Origin of the sequence: Martinezella rhizogenes, from assembly GCF_007002745.1 — a bacterium.
GTDB classification, from domain to species: domain Bacteria; phylum Pseudomonadota; class Alphaproteobacteria; order Rhizobiales; family Rhizobiaceae; genus Agrobacterium; species Agrobacterium cucumeris.
Genome location: NZ_SGNY01000003.1, coordinates 43811 through 66502, shown reverse-complemented (window position 1 = coordinate 66502; position 22692 = coordinate 43811). Strand labels below are relative to the sequence as shown.

The 22692-nt window shown below is 58.6% G+C and carries 18 protein-coding genes; 7 read left to right on the top strand and 11 right to left on the bottom strand.

The annotated features are described in order from the left end of the window. Positions 1 to 25: 25 nt before the first annotated feature. The 3 genes from EXN68_RS10390 (at position 26) to dnaJ (ending at position 4390) form a co-directional block, all read left to right on the top strand. Positions 26 to 943, top strand: a complete 918-nt coding sequence (locus EXN68_RS10390; protein WP_142840756.1) for an alpha/beta fold hydrolase — start codon at positions 26 to 28, stop codon at positions 941 to 943. 321 nt (positions 944 to 1264) lie between these two features. Next, positions 1265 to 3166, top strand: a complete 1902-nt coding sequence (gene dnaK, locus EXN68_RS10385; protein WP_142840755.1) for a molecular chaperone DnaK — start codon at positions 1265 to 1267, stop codon at positions 3164 to 3166. 90 nt (positions 3167 to 3256) lie between these two features. Further along, the gene (gene dnaJ, locus EXN68_RS10380; RefSeq protein ID WP_035219642.1) at positions 3257 to 4390 is read left to right on the top strand and encodes a molecular chaperone DnaJ; all 1134 of its coding nucleotides are present in this window, start codon (positions 3257 to 3259) and stop codon (positions 4388 to 4390) included. Between the two features lie 70 nt (positions 4391 to 4460). On the opposite strand, the gene EXN68_RS10375 is transcribed toward dnaJ, so the two are convergent. The 10 genes from EXN68_RS10375 to polA all read right to left on the bottom strand — a co-directional run bounded on the left by EXN68_RS10375 (position 4461) and on the right by polA (position 16149). Further along, on the bottom strand, positions 4461 to 5012 hold the full coding sequence (locus EXN68_RS10375) for a DUF924 family protein (protein WP_142840754.1): 552 nt from the start codon (positions 5010 to 5012) through the stop codon (positions 4461 to 4463). A gap of 13 nt (positions 5013 to 5025) precedes the next feature. Then, positions 5026 to 5238, bottom strand: a complete 213-nt coding sequence (locus EXN68_RS10370; RefSeq protein ID WP_013635242.1) for a SlyX family protein — start codon at positions 5236 to 5238, stop codon at positions 5026 to 5028. A gap of 148 nt (positions 5239 to 5386) precedes the next feature. Further along, positions 5387 to 6892, bottom strand: coding sequence for a tripartite tricarboxylate transporter permease (locus tag EXN68_RS10365; RefSeq protein ID WP_142840753.1), 1506 nt, complete (start codon positions 6890 to 6892; stop codon positions 5387 to 5389). Between the two features lie 9 nt (positions 6893 to 6901). After that, positions 6902 to 7363 carry a tripartite tricarboxylate transporter TctB family protein gene (locus EXN68_RS10360; protein WP_046799131.1) on the bottom strand — a complete coding sequence of 154 codons (462 nt, stop codon included), beginning with the start codon at positions 7361 to 7363 and terminating at the stop codon, positions 6902 to 6904. Positions 7364 to 7463: 100 nt separating this feature from the next. Continuing rightward, the gene (locus tag EXN68_RS10355; RefSeq protein WP_142840752.1) at positions 7464 to 8447 is read right to left on the bottom strand and encodes a tripartite tricarboxylate transporter substrate-binding protein; all 984 of its coding nucleotides are present in this window, start codon (positions 8445 to 8447) and stop codon (positions 7464 to 7466) included. A 197-nt stretch (positions 8448 to 8644) separates the two neighbouring features. Beyond that, on the bottom strand, positions 8645 to 9991 hold the full coding sequence (locus tag EXN68_RS10345; protein WP_142840751.1) for a sigma-54-dependent transcriptional regulator: 1347 nt from the start codon (positions 9989 to 9991) through the stop codon (positions 8645 to 8647). Next, positions 9988 to 11814: a sensor histidine kinase gene (locus tag EXN68_RS10340; protein ID WP_142840750.1), complete on the bottom strand. Its 1827-nt coding sequence runs from the start codon at positions 11812 to 11814 to the stop codon at positions 9988 to 9990. Before EXN68_RS10340 ends, EXN68_RS10345 begins: the two co-directional genes overlap by 4 nt. A 160-nt stretch (positions 11815 to 11974) precedes the next feature. Further along, positions 11975 to 12160, bottom strand: coding sequence for a 50S ribosomal protein L32 (gene rpmF / locus EXN68_RS10335; RefSeq protein WP_003507205.1), 186 nt, complete (start codon positions 12158 to 12160; stop codon positions 11975 to 11977). A gap of 192 nt (positions 12161 to 12352) precedes the next feature. After that, positions 12353 to 13072: a DUF1868 domain-containing protein gene (locus tag EXN68_RS10330; protein ID WP_142840749.1), complete on the bottom strand. Its 720-nt coding sequence runs from the start codon at positions 13070 to 13072 to the stop codon at positions 12353 to 12355. Positions 13073 to 13149: 77 nt separating this feature from the next. Then, complete coding sequence (polA, locus tag EXN68_RS10325; protein ID WP_142840748.1) at positions 13150 to 16149, bottom strand: DNA polymerase I; 3000 nt, start codon at positions 16147 to 16149, stop codon at positions 13150 to 13152. Positions 16150 to 16563: 414 nt separating this feature from the next. On the opposite strand from polA, the gene EXN68_RS10320 reads away from it, so the two are divergent. Together EXN68_RS10320 and EXN68_RS10315 are read left to right on the top strand one after the other, a co-directional pair. Next, entirely contained in the window at positions 16564 to 16998 is a 435-nt protein-coding gene (locus tag EXN68_RS10320; RefSeq protein WP_046799126.1) for a MarR family winged helix-turn-helix transcriptional regulator, read from the top strand. Between the two features lie 241 nt (positions 16999 to 17239). Next, positions 17240 to 18631: a dipeptidase gene (locus tag EXN68_RS10315; RefSeq protein ID WP_142840747.1), complete on the top strand. Its 1392-nt coding sequence runs from the start codon at positions 17240 to 17242 to the stop codon at positions 18629 to 18631. A gap of 429 nt (positions 18632 to 19060) precedes the next feature. Here the strand turns inward: EXN68_RS10315 and EXN68_RS10305 are convergent, their stop codons facing one another. Beyond that, entirely contained in the window at positions 19061 to 19270 is a 210-nt protein-coding gene (locus EXN68_RS10305) for a cold-shock protein (RefSeq protein WP_046799124.1), read from the bottom strand. A 478-nt stretch (positions 19271 to 19748) separates the two neighbouring features. On the opposite strand from EXN68_RS10305, the gene EXN68_RS10295 reads away from it, so the two are divergent. Both EXN68_RS10295 and EXN68_RS10290 read left to right on the top strand, forming a co-directional pair. Then, positions 19749 to 20207 (top strand): YbaK/EbsC family protein, encoded by a 459-nt coding sequence (locus tag EXN68_RS10295; RefSeq protein WP_142840745.1) that lies wholly within the window; start codon positions 19749 to 19751, stop codon positions 20205 to 20207. A 145-nt stretch (positions 20208 to 20352) separates the two neighbouring features. Further along, positions 20353 to 22656 carry a transglycosylase domain-containing protein gene (locus EXN68_RS10290; protein WP_142840744.1) on the top strand — a complete coding sequence of 768 codons (2304 nt, stop codon included), beginning with the start codon at positions 20353 to 20355 and terminating at the stop codon, positions 22654 to 22656. The last annotated feature ends 36 nt before the right edge of the window (positions 22657 to 22692 follow it).

The window sequence follows — 22692 nt, the reverse complement described above, 5'->3', positions numbered from 1 at the left end:
CAATGATTTCCGCTGGAGGGCAGCCGTGAATATTGTAAGATCCAATGGCATCGAACTCGCCTGGGACAGTTTCGGTGATGTAACCAATGAGGCGATCCTGCTGATTTCCGGTCTGGGGACGCAGATGATCCGCTGGACGATACCTTTTTGCGAGCATCTGGCCGCAGCGGGTTATCGCGTAATCCGCTTCGACAATCGCGATACCGGCTGCTCCACCCACTTCAGCAGTTCGCCCCCACCGGATTTCGGCGCACTTGCATCCGCATTGATGGCAGGACGCCGGCCCCAGATGCCCTATACACTTGGCGATATGGCAGTCGACGCCGTCAGCCTCCTCGACACACTCGGTATCGCAAAGGCGCATGTCGTTGGACGCTCGATGGGAGGAATGATCGCACAGGTCCTTGCGAGTGATCATCCAGACCGCGTCCTTTCCTTAACTTCGATCATGTCCAGCACCGGTAATCCCGCCCTGCCGCAGGCGGCACCCGATGTCATGGCAATGATGATGGCACCCGCGCCTGACCCCGCCATCGATCAGCAGGGGTTTCTGGCTGCGCGCCTCGCTTTCGCCCGCCGGATTGCCAGTATCGGTTATCCGTTCAACGAAGATGCCCATCGTACCCTCCTGCTGGAAGAGGTGCGTCGAAACCATGATCCCGATGGCGTGGCACGGCAGATCGCAGGCATGGCGGTGGCAGGAGACCGACGCTCGCGTCTGGCGATGATTACAGCACCGACGCTCGTCATTCACGGAACCGACGATCCATTGATCCCGTCAGCCTGCGGTCAGGATACGGCGCTTTCGATTCCAAATGCGATTTATCTGCCGATCGAAGGGATGGGGCACGACCTTCCAGGCGAACTCGAGCAGACGGTTATCAAGGCCATTTGCAGCATGACCAAAAAGAAAAACTTCGCGGGAGCACCACACACCGCGTAGCCCGCCATGGCCCCTGTCATGTGCGATAGCCGCCAAAATCGAACTTCGCCCGTCTCCGTCCGCCAGCACATCTGATGGTGGGACAGCATAGCGTCAAAGTCGCGTTTTCCCGTTTCCGCAAGCGTTGATGGCTATGCTTCCGCACAGACTGAGGTTTCCTGCGCTTTTTGCTGCGCTTACCCCTCTCTTGCGCCTTGCAGCAGGAAAAATCGCTCCTTATATACGCCGCAGAACTGCAGCGAATGTTGCAAATCCAAGTCAAGGAGTTGCCACAAGAATGCCTCACGGGGTTCCGGCAGCTCGCTTCAAGGAGAGAAGAGCATGGCAAAAGTAATCGGTATCGACCTTGGCACGACCAATTCCTGCGTCGCAGTGATGGACGGCAAGGACACGAAAGTAATTGAAAACGCGGAAGGTGCACGCACCACGCCGTCCATGGTGGCATTTTCCGACGATGGCGAACGCCTTGTCGGCCAGCCGGCCAAGCGCCAGGCCGTCACCAACCCGACCAACACCCTGTTTGCGGTCAAGCGCCTCATCGGCCGTCGTTATGAAGACCCGACCGTTGAAAAGGACAAGCACCTCGTCCCCTTCGAGATCGTCAATGGCGACAATGGTGACGCCTGGGTGAAGGCGCAGGACAAGAACTATTCCCCTTCGCAGATTTCCGCGATGATCCTTCAGAAGATGAAGGAAACGGCTGAATCCTATCTCGGCGAAAAGGTCGAGAAGGCCGTCATCACCGTTCCGGCGTACTTCAACGACGCGCAGCGCCAGGCAACCAAGGATGCCGGCCGCATCGCCGGTCTTGATGTTCTGCGTATCATCAACGAGCCGACTGCAGCTGCACTCGCTTACGGCCTCGACAAGAAGGACGGCAAGACGATCGCCGTTTATGACCTTGGCGGCGGTACCTTCGATATTTCCGTTCTGGAAATCGGCGACGGCGTCTTCGAAGTGAAGTCGACCAACGGCGATACCTTCCTCGGTGGTGAAGACTTCGACATGCGTCTGGTCGAATATCTGGCCGGCGAATTCAAGAAGGATCAGGGCATTGACCTGAAGAACGACAAGCTCGCTCTGCAGCGCCTCAAGGAAGCTGCCGAAAAGGCAAAGATCGAACTTTCGTCTTCGCAGCAGACCGAAATCAACCTGCCCTTCATCACGGCTGATGCTTCCGGTCCGAAGCATCTGACGCTGAAGCTCACCCGCGCCAAGTTCGAAAGCCTGGTTGACGATCTGGTGCAGCGCACCGTCGCACCTTGCAAGGCGGCGCTGAAGGATGCCGGCGTTACCGCTGCCGAGATCGACGAAGTCGTTCTCGTTGGTGGCATGAGCCGCATGCCGAAGGTTCAGGAAGTCGTCAAGCAGCTGTTCGGCAAAGAGCCGCACAAGGGCGTGAACCCGGATGAAGTTGTTGCCATGGGCGCCGCCATTCAGGCCGGCGTTCTGCAGGGTGACGTCAAGGATGTTCTGCTGCTCGACGTGACCCCGCTGTCGCTCGGCATCGAAACGCTGGGTGGCGTCTTCACCCGTCTGATCGATCGCAACACGACGATCCCGACGAAGAAGAGCCAGACCTTCTCGACCGCCGAAGACAACCAGTCGGCCGTGACCATCCGCGTTTCGCAGGGCGAGCGTGAAATGGCGCAGGACAACAAGCTGCTCGGCCAGTTCGACCTCGTTGGTCTGCCGCCGTCGCCGCGTGGCGTTCCGCAGATCGAAGTTACCTTCGATATCGACGCCAACGGCATCGTGCAGGTATCCGCCAAGGACAAGGGCACCGGCAAGGAACAGCAGATCCGCATCCAGGCCTCCGGTGGTCTGTCCGACGCCGACATCGAAAAGATGGTCAAGGACGCCGAGGCCAATGCCGAAGCCGACAAGAAGCGTCGTGCGGGTGTCGAAGCCAAGAACCAGGCAGAAAGCCTCATTCACTCCACCGAAAAGTCGGTGAAGGAATATGGCGACAAGGTTTCCGAGACCGACCGCAAGGCGATCGAAGACGCCATTGCCAGCCTGAAGACGGCGGTTGAAGCTTCCGAGCCTGACGCCGACGACATTCAGGCGAAGACCCAGACCCTCATGGAAGTTTCCATGAAACTCGGTCAGGCCATCTATGAAGCACAGCAGGCCGAGGCCGGCGATGCTTCTGAAGGCGGCAAGGATGACGTCGTCGATGCCGACTATGAAGAAATCAAGGACGACAAGAAGTCCGCATAATCGCGTGGCTTCCCTACTCCTCACACCATATGCAAGACATCCGGCTGCCGACGTGCAGCCGGAAATCCATTTGCGGGGCTTGTTAACTTAATGGCGAAAGCAGACTTTTACGAAACACTCGGCGTCAGCAAGACCGCGGACGAAAAAGAGCTGAAAAGCGCCTTCCGCAAACTCGCGATGAAATACCATCCGGACAAGAACCCGGATAACGCCGAATCCGAGCAGAAATTCAAGGAAATCAACGAAGCATACGAAACGCTGAAGGACCCGCAGAAGCGCGCGGCCTATGACCGTTTCGGCCACGCCGCGTTTGAAAATGGCGGCATGGGTGGTGGCGGCATGGGCGGTGGCGGTTTCGCCAATGGCGGCTTCTCCGACATCTTCGAAGACATTTTCGGTGAGATGATGGGTGGTGGTCGTGCGCGCCGCTCTTCCGGCGGGCGCGAGCGCGGGGCCGATCTTCGCTACAATATGGAAATCACGCTGGAGGAAGCCTTCGCCGGCAAAACGGCGCAGATCAGGGTTCCGACCTCGATTACCTGTGACGTCTGTTCCGGCTCTGGCGCCAAACCCGGCACCCAGCCCAAGACCTGCGCCACCTGTCAGGGTTCCGGCCGCGTGCGCGCCGCACAGGGCTTCTTCTCGGTGGAGCGCACCTGCCCGACCTGCCATGGTCGCGGCCAGACGATTTCCGATCCGTGCGGCAAGTGCCACGGTCAGGGTCGTGTGACGGAAGAGCGTTCGCTCTCGGTCAACATTCCCTCGGGCATCGAGGATGGCACGCGCATTCGTCTACAGGGCGAAGGCGAAGCCGGCATGCGTGGCGGCCCAGCGGGTGATCTTTATATCTTCCTGTCCGTGCGACCGCATGAATTCTTCCAGCGCGATGGTGCCGACCTTTATTGCACGGTGCCAATTTCAATGACGACGGCAGCGCTTGGCGGCACCTTCGATGTCACGACACTCGATGGTACCAAGTCGCGCGTCACGGTTCCGGAAGGCACCCAACCGGGCAAGCAGTTCCGTCTGAAGGGCAAGGGCATGCCGGTGCTGCGTTCGGCGCAGACTGGTGATCTCTACATCCAGATTCAGATCGAGACGCCGCAGAAGCTCAGCAAGCGTCAGCGCGAGCTGTTGCAGGAATTCGAACAGCTCTCCTCCAAGGAGAACAATCCGGAATCGACCGGCTTCTTTGCCCGGATGAAAGAATTCTTCGACGGCTGATTGTCGACGGCTACGTTCATTAATAATAACGCCGCCATCCTTCGGGACTGGCGGCGTTTTCATTTCTGGCTCAGCCGGAAAAGCCACCTTCATCAAGATATTGCCGTTCCTCCGGCGTCGTTTCCCGCAGCAATATGTCGTTGCGATGCGGAAAGCGACCGAAACGCTCGACAATATCGCGATGTTCTTCGGCATGGTGCAGATAAAGCCCGCCAAGCGGCTGGTTCAAGTCACAGGCGCGCTGCTGGGCCGCAATATCCTCGGCATGGGAAAAGGGCAGATAGAAGAAAACGCGCAGATCCTCGCTCACTGCCTGATCGTGACCACGGCGTATGGCCTCATCGGCAAACAGACGTGCCAGCGGATCGGTGGCGTACATATGGGCGGTGCCACGAAAGCAGTTGCGCGGGAACTGGTCGAGAAGAAGCATCAGGGCAAGACTGCTTTCTGCACCGGCGAGCCAGCCATCCAGTTCACGCCGTGCAGCAGCGAAATGGGCATCGCGGAAGCGGTCGTGAAAGTGATTGTCGAAGGCGGTATCCTTGTCGAACCATTTGTCCGGCCCGGCCTTTTTCCAGAAATTGGTGATTTCGGCGGCAAGTGCGGCTGTGTCGTTTTTCATCGGGTGCTCCCTGTCAGTAATGCGGTGGCCGGGTGATGGCTGGCGCGTCCAGCGATTGCTCCTCAAGGCTCAGGAACCGTTCCGTCAAGCGGTCGAGCTTGGCGCGGGTCTGCTCCACCACCTTCCACTGTTCCGTCAGCTGATCGGACAGTTCCTCGATGGTCTTTGCCTGATGCGCGATCGTTTCCTCAAGCGCAATGATCCGTTTTTCGGTTTCCGACGTCATATCGACCTCTCTTTCCCGCCCTTCCTTGGGCTTAAAAGCGCGGGAGTCAACCATATGTCGCTTTCGTGAAGCGAATTCGTCACAACCGATCCAGACACAAAAAAGCCGGCGATGCTTCCATCGCCGGCGTCTCAGGGTTTGATATTGCTCAGTCTTCTTCCACAAAAACCTCTTCACGTTTCTTCTTCACGCTGGGCAGGAAGACGATGATCAGGACGGCCAGAGCGATGAAAAGCAGGGTGGCGCTGATCGGGCGAGTGACGAAGGTCGTCGGATCGCCACGCGACAGGATCATGGCGCGACGCAGATTTTCCTCCAGCAGCGGTCCGAGCACGAAGCCCAAAAGCAGTGGGGCAGGCTCGCAGCGCAGTTTCACCAATACATAGCCGATGAAACCGAAGAAGGCGACGGCATAGAGATCGAAGACGTTGGAATTGACGCTGTAGACCCCGATGGCGCAGAAGGCCATGATGATGGGGAACAGCACGTAATAAGGCACCGTCAAGAGCTTCACCCACAGCCCGATCAGCGGCAGGTTGAGGATGACGAGCATCAGGTTGCCGATCCACATGGAGGCGATGATGCCCCAGAACAGCGCCGGCTGTTCGGTTGCAACGTTCGGACCCGGCACGATGCCCTGAATGATCATCGCACCGATCATCAACGCCATGACCGGGTTGGCCGGAATGCCAAGGGTCAGCAACGGGATGAAGGAGGTCTGCGCGCCGGCATTATTGGCCGATTCCGGACCGGCAACACCGGCAACCGCGCCATGCCCGAATTCTTCCGGGTTCTTGGAGACGCGTTTTTCCACCGTATAGGAGGCAAAGGCCGCAAGAATTGCCCCACCGCCCGGCAGGATGCCGAGAGCCGAGCCGATAACCGTGCCGCGCAGCACCGGGCCGATCATGGCCTTGAAATCTTCCTTAGACGGCATCAGGCTACTGACCTTGGCGATCAGCACCGACCGGGTGCGTTCGTTCTCGAGATTGCGCAGGATTTCCGCAATACCGAAGACGCCCACGGCGACCGCAACGAAGTTCAGGCCATCGGCATATTCGCGGATGCCGAGGGTGAAGCGCGGCGTACCGCTATAGATATCCGTACCAACCAGACCAAGCAACAGACCGAGCACGACCATGGCCAGCGCCTTGACGATGGAGCCATGGGCAAGTGCGATGGACGAGACAAGGCCGACGACCATCAGCGAGAAATATTCAGCGGCACCGAATTCCAGCGCGATGGCCGTCAGAGGCGGCGCGAAGATTGCCACGAGGAAGGTGGAAACCGTACCCGCGAAAAACGAGCCGATGGCGGCGATTGCAAGTGCAGCACCCGCCTTGCCCTTGCGTGCCATCTGGTAACCATCAATGGCGGTCACGGCAGAGGAAGACTCCCCCGGCATATTGATGAGAATGGCCGTGGTGGAACCGCCATATTGCGCGCCGTAATAAATGCCGGCGAGCATGATCAGCGAGGAGACGGGCTCAAGCTGAAAGGTGATTGGCAGCAGCATGGCGATGGTCGCAGTTGCGCCGATGCCCGGCAACACGCCGATGAGGGTGCCGAGCAGTACGCCGATCAGGCAGAAAAACAGGTTTGCCAGCGACGAAGCGGTGACGAAACCGAGAGCGAGATTATTGAGCAAATCCATCGGGGCGCCTCAAAATTTAAGCCAGGGGCCGAAGCGCTGGAATGGCAGGCCGAGACCATAATTGAACACAGCAACGGAGAAGACCGTGATGGCGGCGGAAATAACGACGGCCATCAGCGGGCTCATCTTGTGCGAGGCGAAGGCTGCGATAAGCGCGCTGAAAAACAGGGCTGGTACGAAACCCAGTCCGCGGACCGTGAAGCCGAAAAAGATCGGCGCGGGCAGGATGAAAAAAATCCCCCGCCAGGCGATGGCGCCGATGACATCACCCTGCACGCGGGTGGCGCGGAAGAATATGACGCTGCCGAGCAGGATCAGCACGATTGCCAGAACAAGCGGGAAATAACCCGGTCCCATGCGAAAGGCGGTTCCGATTTCCAGCCCGAAGGATTGCAAGGCGAAAAAAGCGCCAAAACCGATGAATATGGCCCCGCAGGCTGCTTCGGCAGGGTCAATGAAAAACGACTTCATGAAAGATGCCCCTCCACTGCGGCCGGCAATACACCGTTCCGCGCGTTAAAAATGACGGCAGAAAACCGGCGGCGAAACGCCGCCGGTCACTTCCTGATCATCAATCGGCATATTGGCCGGCGGACTCGATAACCGGCTTCCAACGAGCGATTTCGCTTTCAAGCTTGGCCTTGAGTGCCGCAGGCGTCGCATCGCTTTCAGGGGAAGGCGTGGTGCCGAGTTCGGCAAAACGAGCCGCGACGTTCTTGTCCTTCAGCGCGACCTGCAGCGACTTGGAGAGCTTTTCGTTGATTTCGGCAGGCGTGCCCTTGGGCGTATAGATGCCGTGCCAGATACCGACTTCGAGTTTCGGCAGACCTTCTTCGGCGACCGTCGGCACATCCGGAAGCACGTCGAGCCGCTTGGCCGTGGTTACGGCATAGGCCTTCACGGTTCCGCCCTGGATCTGCTTGGTGGTGTTGGTGGTCTGGTCGCACATGATATCGACCTGGCCGCCGAGCAGGTCGGTCATGGCCGGGCCTGTGCCCTTGTAGGGAACGGTGACCAGCGGCGTCTCAATGGCGCTCATGAACAACATGCCGCACAGATGCGATGCGGCGCCGATGCCGGCATTGGCGACGGTGACCTTGTCCTTGTTCGCCTTGGCGTAGTCGATCAGACCCTTGAGGTCCTTCGTCTCGAGGTTCTTGCGCGACAGAATGGTCATCGGCACTTCGGTGACCAGACCGACATATTCGAAAGCGTTTGTCGTGTCATAGGCGAGCTTGCGATAGAGCGTGGCGCTGGTTGCCATGCCGATATGGTGCAAGAGAACCGTGTAACCGTCCGGATCTGCCGAAGCCACACGGCCAGCGCCGAGCGTGCCGCCCGCGCCGCCGACATTTTCGACGATGATCTGCTGGCCAAGATCCTTCGACATGGATTCGGCAACAAGGCGCGCTACCGTATCCGTCGGGCCACCGGCAGCAAAAGGCACGACCATGGTGATGTTACGCTCGGGATAATTCTGAGCGGATGCGGACAGCGCAAAAAGGGAAACGGCAGCGGCGGCAGCAAGGCCGGTGACTGTCTTCAGTATTTTCATCGATTCCTCCCGGATGAAAATTTTCGCCACTTCAGCCGCGCATACTCCTCTATGGCGGCCGGGGTGAGCTATTTGCGATCCGGGATTGTCGTTCAGCAACGGCGGTCTTGCCAAGAGATGCGCTTTTATCGTCGTCACAAACAGCAATGGGTGGATTTCTACCCATAGGGGTTCATCCGTGGGTGGAAATCCACCCATCACACCTCTGTCATATGACGGTGTAGCTCGTATTTCTGCATTTTTTCGTAAAGCGTTTTGCGGGAAATGCCGAGGCTCTCATAGACGGATTTCAGATTGCCGCCATGGACGGCAATCGCGCGTGCAATCAGGCTTTTTTCATAAGCTGCAACCCTTGTGGCAAGCCCTTCCCTACCATCGTCCTGAAACGACGGCGAGGCTTCGGAAGCATCACTTTCCAGACCAAGGACGAAGCGGTCCGCCGCATTGCGCAATTCACGGACGTTGCCAGGCCACTCGCGAAGGGAAACGACTGAAAGCAGTTGTTGCGGCACGTCCACATCCTCCCGCCCGTAACGGGCGGCAGCCTCCCGCACCAGATGCAGGAAGAGCAGCGGTATGTCGGCACTGCGTTGCGACAAAGAGGGCACGAGGATTGTCGCGACATTCAGGCGATAAAGAAGATCGGCGCGGAACCGGCCCGCGGCGACTTCCTGTTCCAGATCGACCTTGCTGGTGGCAATGAAACGGACGTCGAGTTCGACGATTTCATTGGAGCCGAGGCGGGTAATCACCCGCTCCTGCAAGACACGCAGGAACCGGCCCTGCAATTCGAACGGCATGGAGCCGATTTCATCCAGCAGGATGGTGCCGCCACGGGCGTGCTCGAACTTGCCGTAACGCGGGCGCAGCGCACCCGGAAAAGCGCCGGCCTCATGGCCGAAGAGTTCGCTTTCGATCAGCGTCTGCGGGAGGGCAGCGCAATTGATCGCGACGAAGGGCCGGTTGGCTCTGGCGCTGATATCATGCAGCGCCCGCGCCACCACCTCCTTGCCCGCACCGGTATCGCCGACGATCAGCGTATCGGCGTCCGTCGCGCCGATGGCACGGATGCGATACCGCAGATCGACCATGACCTGGGTTCGGCCCGGCAAACGTGTTTCGAGATCGTCATGTTTGCCGGCCACCGCCTTCAGGCGGCGGTTTTCCAGCACCAGCGCCCGCCGGTCATTGGCTCTCTTGATGATGCCGGCGAGATATTGCGGCGTGAACGGCTTTTCGATGAAGTCATAGGCGCCATTGCGCATGGCATTGACCGCCAGCTGCACATCGCCGTGTCCGGTCATGAGGATGACAGGTATTTCCGGGTCAAGCTCCCGCACCTTCTGTAAAAGCGTCATGCCATCCATGCCCGGCATGCGGATATCGCTGACCACGACGCCGTCGAAGCTGTAACCGATGAGTTCGAGCGCATGTTCGGCGCTCGCCAGCATGGTCACGGCGAAACCGGAAAGCTCCAGCGCCTGTGCGGTGGAGAAACGCAGCTCCTCCTCGTCATCGATCAACAGAACCCTCGACATGGTCATTCGGCGGCCACCTCCATACGATAGACGGCGGCCGGTAATTCGATCTCGAACTCTGCGCCGCCATCGGCATGGTTTCGCACACGCAACTGGCCGCCGAAATCCTTGATGATGTTGTAGGAGATGGAGAGGCCAAGGCCGAGACCGCGCCCTACACCCTTGGTGGTGAAGAAGGGATCGAAGATGCGTTCAGAAATCGCCGGCGGCACGCCGGGGCCGCGATCGCGAATGAAAATCGACACTGTCTGGTCATGCTGCACAGCCTGCAGGGAAATGCGGCGATCCTCGCGCCCTTCCACGGCATCGGCAGCATTGGAAATGATGTTGACGAGCACCTGCTGCAGCCGCACTGAGCCGGCCTTCACCGCAAGCGGCACCGGGCCAAGATCGACATCCAGCACCGCATTGGCAGCCTTCAATCGCGCACCGACGATTTCCAGCGTATCGCGAAGCACGGCCTCCAGACCGACCGCCGCCATTTTTTCGTTGGGCTTGCGGGCGAAATTCCTCAAGTGTTTGCTGATGGACGCCATACGATCGATGAGGCCCGAAATGCGTCTGAGATTTTCCGTCACATCGTCCAGACGCCCGCGCTCCACCAGAAGGGAGGCGTTTTCTGCATAGTTCTTGGCGGCGGCAAGCGGCTGGTTAAACTCGTGCGACAGAGCCGCCGACATCTGACCGAGTGCGGCAAGTTTACCCGCCTGTACCAGATCATTCTGCATCTTGCGCAATTGCTTCTCGGTCTGACGGCGTTCGGCGATCTCGTGCTTGATCTCCTGGTTGACCCGGGCGAGATCGGCGGTGCGTTCCTCTACCCGGCGCTCCAGCTCCGCCTGCGCCTCGGCCTGATGCGTCAGGCGCTCACGCAGACGCCGTCGCCTCTGCAGGATCGCGGCGATGAGAGCGGCGGCAAGGCAAAGGCACAGGATGATGGCGATCATCGCCGTCTTGACCTGTGTTCTGACTGAACCCGTATCCATCAGCACGCTGACGGTCCAGCCGGCATCCGGCATCGGCTGGGAAAGGACCATATATTCCCTCTCCCCGTCATTCTGGGTGATCGTCATCAGTTGATGGGAGCCGAAATTGCCGTTTTTCAGCGGCAGCTCCTTCAGTGCAGCATTTGCGTATCGACGGGAGGCCTCCGTGCGCGCCAACCTTTCGGGTGTCAGCGGCATCAAGCCGGAATAGAGCCATTGCGGCGTTCCGGTCATGAAAATGATGCCTTCCGGATCGGAAACGAGAATACGGTTCTCGCCATCACCGAAGGAGGCCTCTATGCCTTCGATATCGACCTTGAAGACGATGACGCCCTTGATCTCCTCATTAAAGAGAATGGGGGCGGAAAAATAATAACCGCGCTTGAAGGAGGTCGTGCCAAGCGCGAAGAATCGCGACTGGAAGCCCTTGGCAGCATCCTGAAAATAGGGGCGATAGCTGAAATTCTCGCCAACGAAGCTGGTCGGTCCATCATAATTGCTGGCCGCGACGGTCTCGCCGTCCAGCGTGATGATGTAGATATCGGAGGATTCCAGCAGGGTGTTGATGGATTTGAGATAGACATTGGCACGCTGGCGCAGCGCCTCATCCTTCGGATGCGCGACCAGTTCCTCAATGTCGTCGTGGTCGGCAATCAGGGCTGGCAGCGGCTCGTAACGGCTCAAGAGCCCGCCGAGGGCCGACACCGCCAGCCGCAGAGTGGTACGCCCCTGATCGGAGACTTCGCCGAAATAGCTTTCCGCGATAATGCCGCCACCCCTTGTCACGGCACCATAACCGAGGCCGAGGCTGAGAAATATCAGCAAAATCCAGCGATATTTCACCGAAGCTCCTCTCCCACATCAGGCTCCCGCTAACTCCCACAGGGAGTGTAGGAGGTGTTATCTTATTTTCCAAGTGACCCGCCTTTGACTGACATCACCTTCAGAAAACAAAAAACCGGCCACGAGGGCCGGTTTTTTGCAAATAAGATTTCAGAAAAGCTTATGCGCTTTCCTTCGGCGTCAGAACCTGACGGCCACGATACATACCGGTCTTCAGATCGATATGGTGCGGGCGGCGCAGTTCGCCGGAGTTCTTGTCTTCAACGTAGGTTGCAGACTTGAGACCGTCAGCCGAGCGGCGCATGCCGCGCTTGGACGGGCTTGTTTTTCTTTTTGGTACAGCCATTTTTGTTACTCCACTTTAGCGGCGAAACAACGGAACCGGCCAGAACCAAAGGCCGAATGTCGGGTGTCTCGATATCGGAAATTTGGCGCGCTTATACATGCCCAAACGGGCTTTGACCAGCCCTGACGCGCATTTTTTCCGATTCAGCGGAATTGGTGCAACGGGCCGCCGTCAGGCGTAGCAAATCATGCCTCACCTCTTATCAAAAACGACAAGCTCCTTGAAGTGGTTCATATCCTTGAATTCACAGAAAGCCGGTGGGCGCATCTCGATGACCGGCGCTGCCGCACGCAGTTCTTCCAGTTCCTCATCGAGCATCGCCTGCCAGCGCGGCAGGCATTCCGGATCGAACCAGCGCGTGATGTAAGACAGCGTAATATGGAACTCATAACTTTCATGGTTGGGATGCCGGTAACCGAAGGCTTCGGCAAACGCATCGCGCCACAACGCAACGATCCGGTTGTCTTGCGCGGTCACACCCTGCATCACCAGTCCTGTGGGCTTGAGGCCAGTCACCTGCATCCTGAAAACCGGAAGGGTGGGAAAGGCCGAAAGACGGTCGCGATAATAGTCCGTCATTGTGTCAATCGGCGTATCGAGCGGCATGTTCTCCGGCCAATAGGGCAGAGCGCGCCGAAATTCGATGATGCCCTGAAACACCGTCATATGCAGGCTGGAAACCGGTGTGAAGGCAAGCTGCGATGCCTCGGGCATATCCAGAAAGCGCTGGCGCGTCCTGATGATCGCGCTTTCGCCCTGCGATCCTTCGACGAGATGGCAAACCACCGTGTTGCCCGGCTCGGGCAGAAATTCGCCGTCCAAATTATAACGGCTGCCAAGATGGCGCGGTGGCATATCGTGGCTGCTGGCGGAGAAATATTCCAGATCTTTCGAGACGAGCGGGGCGTGCATCGGGGAACTCCTTGTGAGAGGCTTCCCCTAATCTGCGCACGCAACAAACCAATGACATTGACCGATCAGATGGCCGGTCAATGCGCCTCGTCCCAATTCTCCGCAGCACGCGCATCCACCTGCAACGGCACCTTCATGGAAATGGCCGGCATGGCCGCGTTTTCCATGACGGAGACGACGACGGGCAGGGTTTTTTCGATTTCCGCTTCTTCGACTTCGAAGATGAGTTCGTCATGCACCTGCAAAAGCATGCGGGCAGAGAGCTTCTCCGCTTCCAGTGCCGGCTCTATACGGACCATCGCGCGGCGAATGATATCAGCGGCAGAACCCTGGATCGGGGCATTGATGGCCGCCCGTTCGTTGAAGGCTTTCACCGAAGGGTTGGAAGAGCGGATTTCCGGATAATGCGCCCGGCGGCCGAAAATCGTTTCGACATAGCCGTTTTCGCGGGCGAAAGCCTTGGTCGCTTCCATGTAATCGCGAATGCCGGGAAACCGCTCGAAATATTTCTTGATATATTCGCCCGCCTCCGAGCGGGCGATACTCAGCTGGTTGGCGAGACCGAAAGCCGAAATACCGTAGATGATGCCGAAATTGATGGCCTTGGCGCGGCGGCGCACTTCCGACGGCATGCCTTCCACCGGCACGCCAAACATTTCCGATGCGGTCATTGCATGGATGTCGATGCCGTTTTCAAAGGCGTTGCGCAGTTGCGGAATATCGGCGACGTGAGCCAGCACGCGCAGCTCGATCTGGCTATAGTCAGCGGACAGAAGCTTGTGACCGGGCGTGGAGATGAAGGCCGTGCGAATCTTGCGACCCTCCGCCGTGCGCACCGGGATATTCTGAAGGTTCGGCTCCGAGGACGACAGACGCCCCGTGGTGGTGGAAGCGAGCGCGTAGGAGGTATGCACCCGTTTCGTCTCGGGATGGATGTATCCCGGCAGCGCATCCGTATAGGTCGATTTCAGCTTCGTCAGCTGCCGCCAGTCAACGATCTTGCGTGGCAGCTCTGCACCTTCCGCTGCCAGATCTTCCAGAACCTGCGCCGATGTCGACCATTGGCCGGTCTTGGTCTTGGAGCCGCCGGGCAAGCCCATCTTGCCGAACAGAATATCGCCGAGCTGCTTTGGTGATCCGACGTTGAAACGCTCGCCCGCCAGCTCGTAGATTTCCTCTTCGAAGGCGGCAGCCTTCTGCGCCAGTTCACCGGAAAGGCGCGACAGGATCTGCCGGTCAACGGTGATGCCGCGTTCCTCCATATGCGCCAGAACCGGCACCAGAGGGCGCTCCAGCCGCTCGTAAACACTGGTCAGCCGCTCGGCGGCGAGCCGGGGTTTCAGGGCCATCCAGAGGCGCAGAGTGACATCCGCGTCTTCCCCGGCGTAAGCCGTCGCCTTGTCGATGTCGACGAAATCGAAGGTGACGCTCGACTTGCCCGATCCCGCTACATCCTTGTAGGCAATCGGCGTGTGGCCGAGCCAGCGTTCGGACAGCGAATCCATGCCATGCGTGGCCTTGCCAGCCTCGAGAACATAAGAAATCAGCATGGTATCGTCAAAGCTCTGCATCACGACGCCATGGCGTTTCATCAGCAGATAGTCATATTTGAGGTTCTGGGCGATTTTCAGAACCGCCGGGTCCTCAAGCAGGCTTTTCAAACGCGCCAGCGCCTCGGCAAATGGCACCTGCCCTTCGGCAAGCTTGATACCATCGCTGAAAAGATCGCCGCCGGAGCCGGTCTTGTGCGTCAAAGGAACATAGGCAGCGCGGATGTCGGTGCCCGAGGCGTCCTTGCCATTGTCGGCGATGGCCAGCGAAAAACCGACAAGTTCCGCCTGCATCGGATCAAGCGAAGTCGTTTCCGTGTCGAAGGCGACGACGCCGGTCTCACGGGCTGCAGCAATCCAGCGGTCCAGTTCTGCAAGGTCTCTGATCGTCGTATAAGCGGTCGTATCGATCTTGGCGGCTGAAAAAAGCGCCTGACGCGCGGCGGCGAGATCGGCAGGCGCGCTGCCATCTCCAGTCAGCTTTCTCGCCGAAACAGAGGGCGAAGCCGAGGCGGCAGTTGCGTTGGCGGCCACGTCACCAATGGCGACGGCCGAAGCAGGCGCATCAAGATCGGGACCATGGGCATCCGCCCCCCACTGCACCGGCACATTGGCGGGGTCGATGGTAGAGGCGTCGCTGTCGGTCGCTTCGGCAACGCGGCGGGTCAGCGTCGTGAATTCCATCGCCTTCAGGAAAGCGATGAGTTTCGGGCCGTTCTGCGGTTCAAGCACCAGCGCCTCAAGAGACTGCTCCAGCGGCACATCGGTTCTAAGCGCCACGAGCTGCCTGGAAAGACGGGCAAGATCAGCGTTGGCGATGATGTTTTCCCGGCGCTTCTGCTGCTTGATTTCGCCCGCCCGCGCCAGCAGCGTATCGAGATCGCCATATTCCTCCAGCAATTGCGCCGCCGTCTTCGGCCCGATGCCGGGAATGCCGGGCACATTGTCGGTGGAATCGCCGGTCATCGCCTGCAGGTCGATCATCTTTTCCGGGCCAACGCCCCATTTTTCGATGACGTCAGGGATGCCGATCTGCTTGTCCTTCATGGCATCGTACATATGCACATTGGCCGTGACGAGCTGCATCAGATCCTTGTCGGAAGAGATGATCGTAACATCGGCGCCGATCGCCTCCGCCTGGCGGGCATAGGTGGCGATGATATCATCCGCCTCGAAGCCTTCGGTCTCGATGCAGGGAAGGTTGAAGGCGCGTGTCGCCTCGCGGATCAGGCCGAATTGCGGAACCAGATCTTCAGGCGGCGCGGAACGGTTGGCTTTGTAGAGATCATAAAGTTCATTGCGGAATGTTTTCGACGAATAGTCGAAAATAACGGCGAAGTGTGTTGGTGTGACGCCGACATCGGTGTTGCGCGCATCCTTCAAGAGCTTCCACAACATGTTGCAGAAGCCGGAGACGGCGTTGACCGGCAGCCCGTCCGACTTGCGGTTCAGCGGCGGAATGGCATGGAAGGCCCGGAAAATGAAACCGGAGCCGTCAACGAGGAAGAGATGATCGCCTTTTTTCATGGCGATATGGATAGCGCGGGGCCGTTTTGGCGTCCACCGAAACTTCGCACAACACACCGCAAAGCACTGGAAACGAGGCGGCCCGAAAAGCGCTGAGAATTCACCCGAACGTTACCGATTTGTAATCAGCTCCTCCCTTGAAAAGCCGTATTTGGAGACACATTTCATAAGGGACGGCGCCTGATCACGCCGTAGTCTGATAGCTGGCTCGTCCCCCGCCGCGTCAGACCGGACAAAGGCCTTTCCCCCTCTCCGGGCCTTTGTCCTCCAATATGACCGCCATGGCCGATCCCTCCCGGCCATGGCGGTTTTATTTTGTGCCGGATTCCGGGCTGGCGCAAACATATCATACGATATATATCGCGCTATCGAATTGCCGGAATGTGCCGGCGGAAATGCTCTACGGACGGAAGAATGGGATTTTCCCGGGACGAATCGGCAATTTATCTCGCCACGAAAATGGCGCGGGAATTCACCATGGCGCTGCAAAAAAGAGCCGCTGCCCTTGGTTTTTCCCCCGGGCAATTCCCCATCCTGATCGAGCTATGGCATGAGGAAGGCCTGACGCAGCGGCAATTGCTCGATAGAATCGACGTCGAGCAGGCAACGCTTGCCAATACGCTCTCACGTATGGAGCGCGACGGGCTGATCATCCGCAAATCCCATCCCAGCGACCGCCGCGCCCAGATCATCGAGCTGACCCAGCGCGGCAGGGATCTGGAGGCGAATGCCATTGCGGCCTCCGAGGCCACCGAAGAGACGCTGCTTAAGGATTTCCGCCGCTTCGAAAGACAGCTTCTGCTGGAATATATGCGCCGGGCGATCGAAAGCGCAAAAAAAGCGAAATAGCATTCGCAACTTGAAACCGCTGCTCATCTGCTCTGAGACCTGTCATCGCCGAGGGTCCGGGGTTTTGTTTATGCGTAATTTCGGATGTAAAACCGCTTCGCAGTTTTCCTGAACTGCTCTATCGTTCCGGCGGCTGCACGTTTGGCGATTCACGACACGTCAGCCCCTTGTTCCCACGCGATGCGCGATGCCCGGATGCCTCGTCCATCGCGGGGTCACGACAGACATGACAGGATCAGCGATGACAGACGTTTCCCCCATTCTTTCCACCGCCGACGACAATCTTACATCCAGCCTCGAGCGGCTGTTCGAACTGGTGCGCATTCCGTCGATTTCCACGGACCCCGCCTATAAGGCAGAATGCCGCAAGGCGGCGGAATGGCTGGTCAGAACGCTTTCCTCACTGGGCTTTGAGGCTTCCGTTCGCGATACGGCCGGTCATCCGATGGTGGTGGCGCATCACGATGCAGCCACCAAGGACGCACCACATGTGCTTTTTTACGGGCATTACGATGTGCAGCCGATCGATCCGCTCAATCTCTGGGAAAATGATCCATTCGAGCCGGCGATCAAGGATATCGGCGCTGGCCGTCAGGTGATTACCGGCCGTGGAACGGCTGACGACAAGGGCCAGCTGATGACCTTCGTGGAAGCCTGCCGGGCTTACAAAGCCGTCAATGGCGGCCTGCCGGTGCGTGTCACCATCCTCTTTGAAGGCGAAGAGGAATCCGGCTCCCCCTCGCTGAAGCCGTTCCTCGAAGCCAATGCAGATGAGCTGAAGGCCGATTATGCGCTGGTCTGCGATACAAGCATGTGGGATCGCGATACGCCCGCCATTGCCGCCGCCCTTCGCGGCCTCGTCGGTGAAGAAATCGTCATCACCGCAGCTGACCGTGATCTGCATTCCGGCCTGTTCGGCGGTGCGGCGGCAAATCCGATCCACATTCTCACCGATATTTTGGCCGGCCTGCATGACGAAACCGGCCGTGTCACACTTTCCGGCTTCTATGACGGCGTGGAGGAAACCCCTGCCAACATCAAGGCCTCCTGGGAAACGCTGGGGCGCACGGCGGAAGCCTTCCTCGGTGAAGTCGGCCTGTCGGTTCCCTCGGGCGAAAAAGGCCGCACCGTGCTGGAGCAGACCTGGGCGCGACCGACGGCGGAAGTCAACGGCATTATCGGCGGCTATACCGGCGACGGCTTCAAAACCGTGATCGCCGCAAAAGCTTCCGCCAAGGTGTCTTTCCGTCTGGTTGGCGAGCAAAACCCCGCAGCCATTCGCGAGAGCTTCCGGGCTTATGTACGCTCGAAAATCCCGGCGGATTGCTCGGTGGAGTTTCATGAGCATGGCGCATCGCCAGCCATCCAGCTTTCCTACGATTCACCCGTGCTGACCAAGGCCAAAAACGCCCTTTCGGACGAGTGGCCAAATCCCGCCGTCGTCATCGGCATGGGCGGCTCGATCCCGATCGTCGGTGATTTCCAGAAGATGCTGGGCATGGATTCGCTGCTTGTCGGCTTCGGCCTCACCGACGACCGCATTCATTCGCCCAATGAAAAATACGACCTGCAGTCCTTCCACAAGGGCATCCGCTCCTGGGTCCGCATTCTCGACGCGCTGGCGGCAAAATAACCAAGAAAAGAGGAGGCGTCGGCTACCCGGCTCCTCCTCCTTTTTTCTGCTTTTGGCCATTTTACGTTTTGGCGCTCAAAAACAAAAAGGCCGGGCAAGCCCGACCTTTCCATCCGTTTTTCGTCAATGCCAGTACATCCGTGGTCAAAGCGTTCAACGGTCTGATGCTTCAGAGCGCGTCGATCATGTCGACGCTGCTTTCACCGTCAGGATCAGCTGTTTCGGTTAATCTTTGGTTAACGCGATCACAGCGGCATTGTCAAAATGCCCGCCCGACAGTTTTCATCCGAAACACTGTTGAACCCTATATTGGTATGCGATCCGTTCTTTTCAAGGCCAGCCCCTTCAGGACCGTCGTCCAAAAGAAAAAGGCCGGAAAAATCCGGCCTTTCCATTTATCTCAATGACCCGTGAGGGCCAAAGCGCTTATCAGGAAACGACGAGTTCGCCTGCGGACATCTTGCCCGAGCGGCGATCCTGCATCAGCTCGTAGGAGAGCTTCTGACCGTCGTTGAGGGCGGTCAGACCAGCGCGCTCAACAGCGGAGATGTGCACGAATACGTCCTGCGAACCGTCGTCAGGCTGAATGAAGCCGTAGCCCTTGGTTGCGTTGAACCACTTTACTGTACCAGTCGCCATAACGATTTCCTTCCGTTGGCAAATTGTATTTGCACTGCGCGCAGTGCGGTCTTGGGTCGAATTTGAAGGAAAGATCGTCGTGTGCACCCAAAAAGGCGCCGAAGCTCTGGTCGTCAAACAAATATCGATGGGCGAACACCTAGGTTGGCAGGGGCTAAAAGTCAAGTTTCTTTGAAAAACGGTGTGATCTTTGTGAAGCGCGGCCAAACCGAAGCCGCTGAAAACAGGGCTTTAAACAGCAAAAACCCGGCGCGGGAGGAGGTGCGCCGGGTTCTTGAAACTGACTGACAATTGGGAGGAGGAGTATTGTCAGTCCAATCGGGCGACGCTGGGAGGAGGAGTGCGTCGCTTCGATGGTTTGAACATACAGGATATCAGCTCAAAAAACAGACACTTCATCGCAGCGCAGCATTGCACAAAATGCATAGCTATCTCCTGGCGTCTTGAAGCTCCCTCGCTTACCGCCTAATAAATACGCATGACTATCGAATCCGTGAGAGCCTTCTTCACCGAGAAATTGCCGGAAGTGACCGTTATCGAAACGGAAGCCAGTTCGGCGACCGTCGCGCTGGCTGCCGAAGCGCATGGCGTCGAGCCGGACCAGATTGCCAAAACAATCTGCCTGAAGGCCGGCGATACCATTCTTCTCGTCGTCACCGCCGGTACGAAGCGGCTCGACAACCGGAAATTCCGTGATCATTTCGGCGTCAAGCCGCGCATGCTGGGGCCGGAAGACGTGGTTGCAGTGACCAGCCATCCCATCGGCGGTGTGTGCCCTTTCGGGCTGCCCTCACCTCTGCCGGTGTTCTGCGACATATCGCTGAAAAACTATGACGAGGTGGTGCCGGCAGCCGGTGCCACCAATGCGGCGGTGCGGATTTCGCCCGATGCCATGGCTGAATTGACGGGAGCGGAATGGGTCGACGTCTGCCAATGACGGCGATTTGATCCCGTCTGGGCTTAACCCCGCCTTAAATTGCCGCATTTAAACTCTTCATCCTGGATTAAGGATCGCGCTGGCATAGAAGCCTGAAGGTCATATGGATGCGCGGTCTCGTGAATTAAGGAGCAATTTCGGCTGGATGGCAGGCAAGGGCAAATCACGTGATCGGGTAGAACCTTCTTTCGGGGATTTCCACGAGTCCGGCGATGACCTGCGCCTCGACGCCAGCGAACGCATCAGCGGAACCGCAAAACAGCCCGCCAGAAAACCGAAGGCCACCACCGGTCGCGCCAAATCGCAGAAAAAAGAAAAGCGCTCACGCAATTCTTCCGGCCGCGGCGCGACGGGCATTGTCCGCTCCCTCTTTTACTGGTGCATCGTGCTCGGTATCTGGGGCGGTATCGGCGTTGCCGGCCTTGTCCTTTATTATGGCGCACGCATGCCAAGCGCCAGCAGCTGGTCCATTCCCGAACGCCCGCCGAATGTGAAGATCGTTTCGGTCAATGGCAGCGTGCTTGCCAATCGCGGCACGACAGGCGGCGAGGCGCTCGCGCTGGAAGACATGTCGCCTTATATTCCCCAGGCCGTCATGGCGATCGAGGATCGGCGGTTTTATTCGCATTTCGGTATCGATCCGCTGGGTCTCGGCCGTGCAATCGTGACGAATGTGCTGACGGGGCGAACAGTGCAAGGCGGCTCGACGCTGACGCAGCAGCTGGCGAAAAACCTGTTCCTCTCTCCCGACCGGACGCTGGAGCGCAAGGTTCAGGAAGTGCTTTTGTCGTTCTGGCTGGAGCATGAATTTACCAAGGACCAGATTCTCGCGATGTATCTCAATCGCGTCTATTTCGGGTCCAATGCCTATGGCGTCGAGGCGGCTTCCCGGCGCTACTTCAACAAATCCGCGCGCGACGTCAATCTGGGCGAAGCGGCAATGCTTGCCGGGCTTCTGAAGGCCCCGTCGCGCCTTTCACCCGCACGTGATCCGCAGGCAGCGGAAGAGCGGGCGCAGGTCGTGCTGCAATCCATGCGCGATGTCGGCTTCATCACGGACGATGAAATCAAGACTGCCATGTCGCAGCCGCCAACCAAGGCGAAACGTTTCTGGTCCGGCGCCGAACATTACGCCGCCGATATGGTTCTGGAGGAAGTGCGCAGCCTGGTTGGCGAGGTCAAGCAGGACATCGTCGTCGATACGACCATCGACCCCAATCTTGAACGCGACGCCGAAAAGGCGCTGACCCATATATTGCAGGGTGATGGCAAGAAGCAGGGCGCTTCGCAGGCGGCGCTGGTCTCCATCGATGGCACGGGCGCGATCCGGGCCGTCGTCGGCGGGGCTGATTATGCCGAAAGCCAGTTCAACCGTGCCGCCAAGGCGAAACGCCAACCCGGTTCGGCCTTCAAACCCTTTGTTTATGTGGCCGCGCTCGAATCGGGGCTTACCCCTTACACCATTCGCAACGACGCACCGGTCCGCATCGGCAACTGGACCCCGGAAAATTACGAGAAGAAATTCCGTGGCGAAGTGACACTCGCCACAGCACTCGCCAATTCGCTGAACACGATAGCCGCACAGCTGGTGATGGAAGTTGGCCCTGACCGGGTGACGCAGGTGGCGCATCGCATGGGCATCGAATCGGAGCTGCAGAACAATGCCTCCATCGCACTCGGCACTTCGGAAGTGTCACTGATGGAGCTGACCGCTTCCTACGCACCTTTCATGAATGGCGGCTACAAGGCGACTCCGCATATCGTCAAGCGTATCACCGATGCCGATGGCAAGGTGCTTTACGAAAACAAATACGACAACCCGCCGCGTGTACTGAGCGAGGAAATCGCCGCAACCATGAACAGTATGCTGTCGCGCGTCATTACCGAAGGCACAGGCAAGGCTGCACGCCTGCAAGGCTGGCAGGCAGCGGGAAAATCCGGCACCACTCAATCCTTTCGCGACGCACTTTTTGTCGGCTACACAAGCAATCTGACCACGGGCGTCTGGTTTGGCAATGACGACGGCACCTCGATGAAAAAGGTTACCGGTGGCGGTCTTCCGGCAAGAGCCTGGAAGGATTTCATGACCGCCGCCCATTCCGGGCTTTCGCCTTCGCCACTCTTCGGCCTTGGCGCAGGTGCCGTGCCGCCGCTTGGGGAAATGCAGCAACCGGCGCCCGAAAACGCGCCCTCTTCCATCGGCGACATCATTTCCAATGCGCTGGGCGGCGGAACAACGGACCCCCGCGCCTATCCCGATGCACCCGCTTCGCCGAACCCGAATCAGCCGGGCATGGCCATGCCGCCGGCGAACATCCCCTCCCGCGACATCGAACCCGGCTATCAGGCCGGCAATGGACCTGTGCCGCCAGCGGATATAGGCGGTCAATCCCCTGCGACATCCGGGCCGAAACAGACGACCCTGCTCGACATTCTGATGGGAAATTGACCCCGCATCGGGTATGAGCCGGCCGGTTTAATGACC

Bases quoted from the DNA above. Each gene is read 5' to 3' on its own strand.
- EXN68_RS10320 (WP_046799126.1), top strand. From the start codon at position 16,564: ATGGGATTTTCCCGGGACGAATCGGCAATTTATCTCGCCACGAAAATG.
- polA (WP_142840748.1), bottom strand. From the start codon at position 16,149: ATGAAAAAAGGCGATCATCTCTTCCTCGTTGACGGCTCCGGTTTCATT.
- EXN68_RS10345 (WP_142840751.1), bottom strand. From the start codon at position 9,991: ATGACCATGTCGAGGGTTCTGTTGATCGATGACGAGGAGGAGCTGCGT.
- EXN68_RS10295 (WP_142840745.1), top strand. From the start codon at position 19,749: ATGACTATCGAATCCGTGAGAGCCTTCTTCACCGAGAAATTGCCGGAA.
- rpmF (WP_003507205.1), bottom strand. From the start codon at position 12,160: ATGGCTGTACCAAAAAGAAAAACAAGCCCGTCCAAGCGCGGCATGCGC.
- EXN68_RS10315 (WP_142840747.1), top strand. From the start codon at position 17,240: ATGACAGACGTTTCCCCCATTCTTTCCACCGCCGACGACAATCTTACA.
- EXN68_RS10360 (WP_046799131.1), bottom strand. From the start codon at position 7,363: ATGAAGTCGTTTTTCATTGACCCTGCCGAAGCAGCCTGCGGGGCCATA.
- EXN68_RS10370 (WP_013635242.1), bottom strand. From the start codon at position 5,238: ATGACGTCGGAAACCGAAAAACGGATCATTGCGCTTGAGGAAACGATC.
- EXN68_RS10290 (WP_142840744.1), top strand. From the start codon at position 20,353: ATGGCAGGCAAGGGCAAATCACGTGATCGGGTAGAACCTTCTTTCGGG.
- dnaJ (WP_035219642.1), top strand. From the start codon at position 3,257: ATGGCGAAAGCAGACTTTTACGAAACACTCGGCGTCAGCAAGACCGCG.
- dnaK (WP_142840755.1), top strand. From the start codon at position 1,265: ATGGCAAAAGTAATCGGTATCGACCTTGGCACGACCAATTCCTGCGTC.
- EXN68_RS10330 (WP_142840749.1), bottom strand. From the start codon at position 13,072: ATGCACGCCCCGCTCGTCTCGAAAGATCTGGAATATTTCTCCGCCAGC.
- EXN68_RS10365 (WP_142840753.1), bottom strand. From the start codon at position 6,892: ATGGATTTGCTCAATAATCTCGCTCTCGGTTTCGTCACCGCTTCGTCG.
- EXN68_RS10355 (WP_142840752.1), bottom strand. From the start codon at position 8,447: ATGAAAATACTGAAGACAGTCACCGGCCTTGCTGCCGCCGCTGCCGTT.
- EXN68_RS10305 (WP_046799124.1), bottom strand. From the start codon at position 19,270: ATGGCGACTGGTACAGTAAAGTGGTTCAACGCAACCAAGGGCTACGGC.
- EXN68_RS10375 (WP_142840754.1), bottom strand. From the start codon at position 5,012: ATGAAAAACGACACAGCCGCACTTGCCGCCGAAATCACCAATTTCTGG.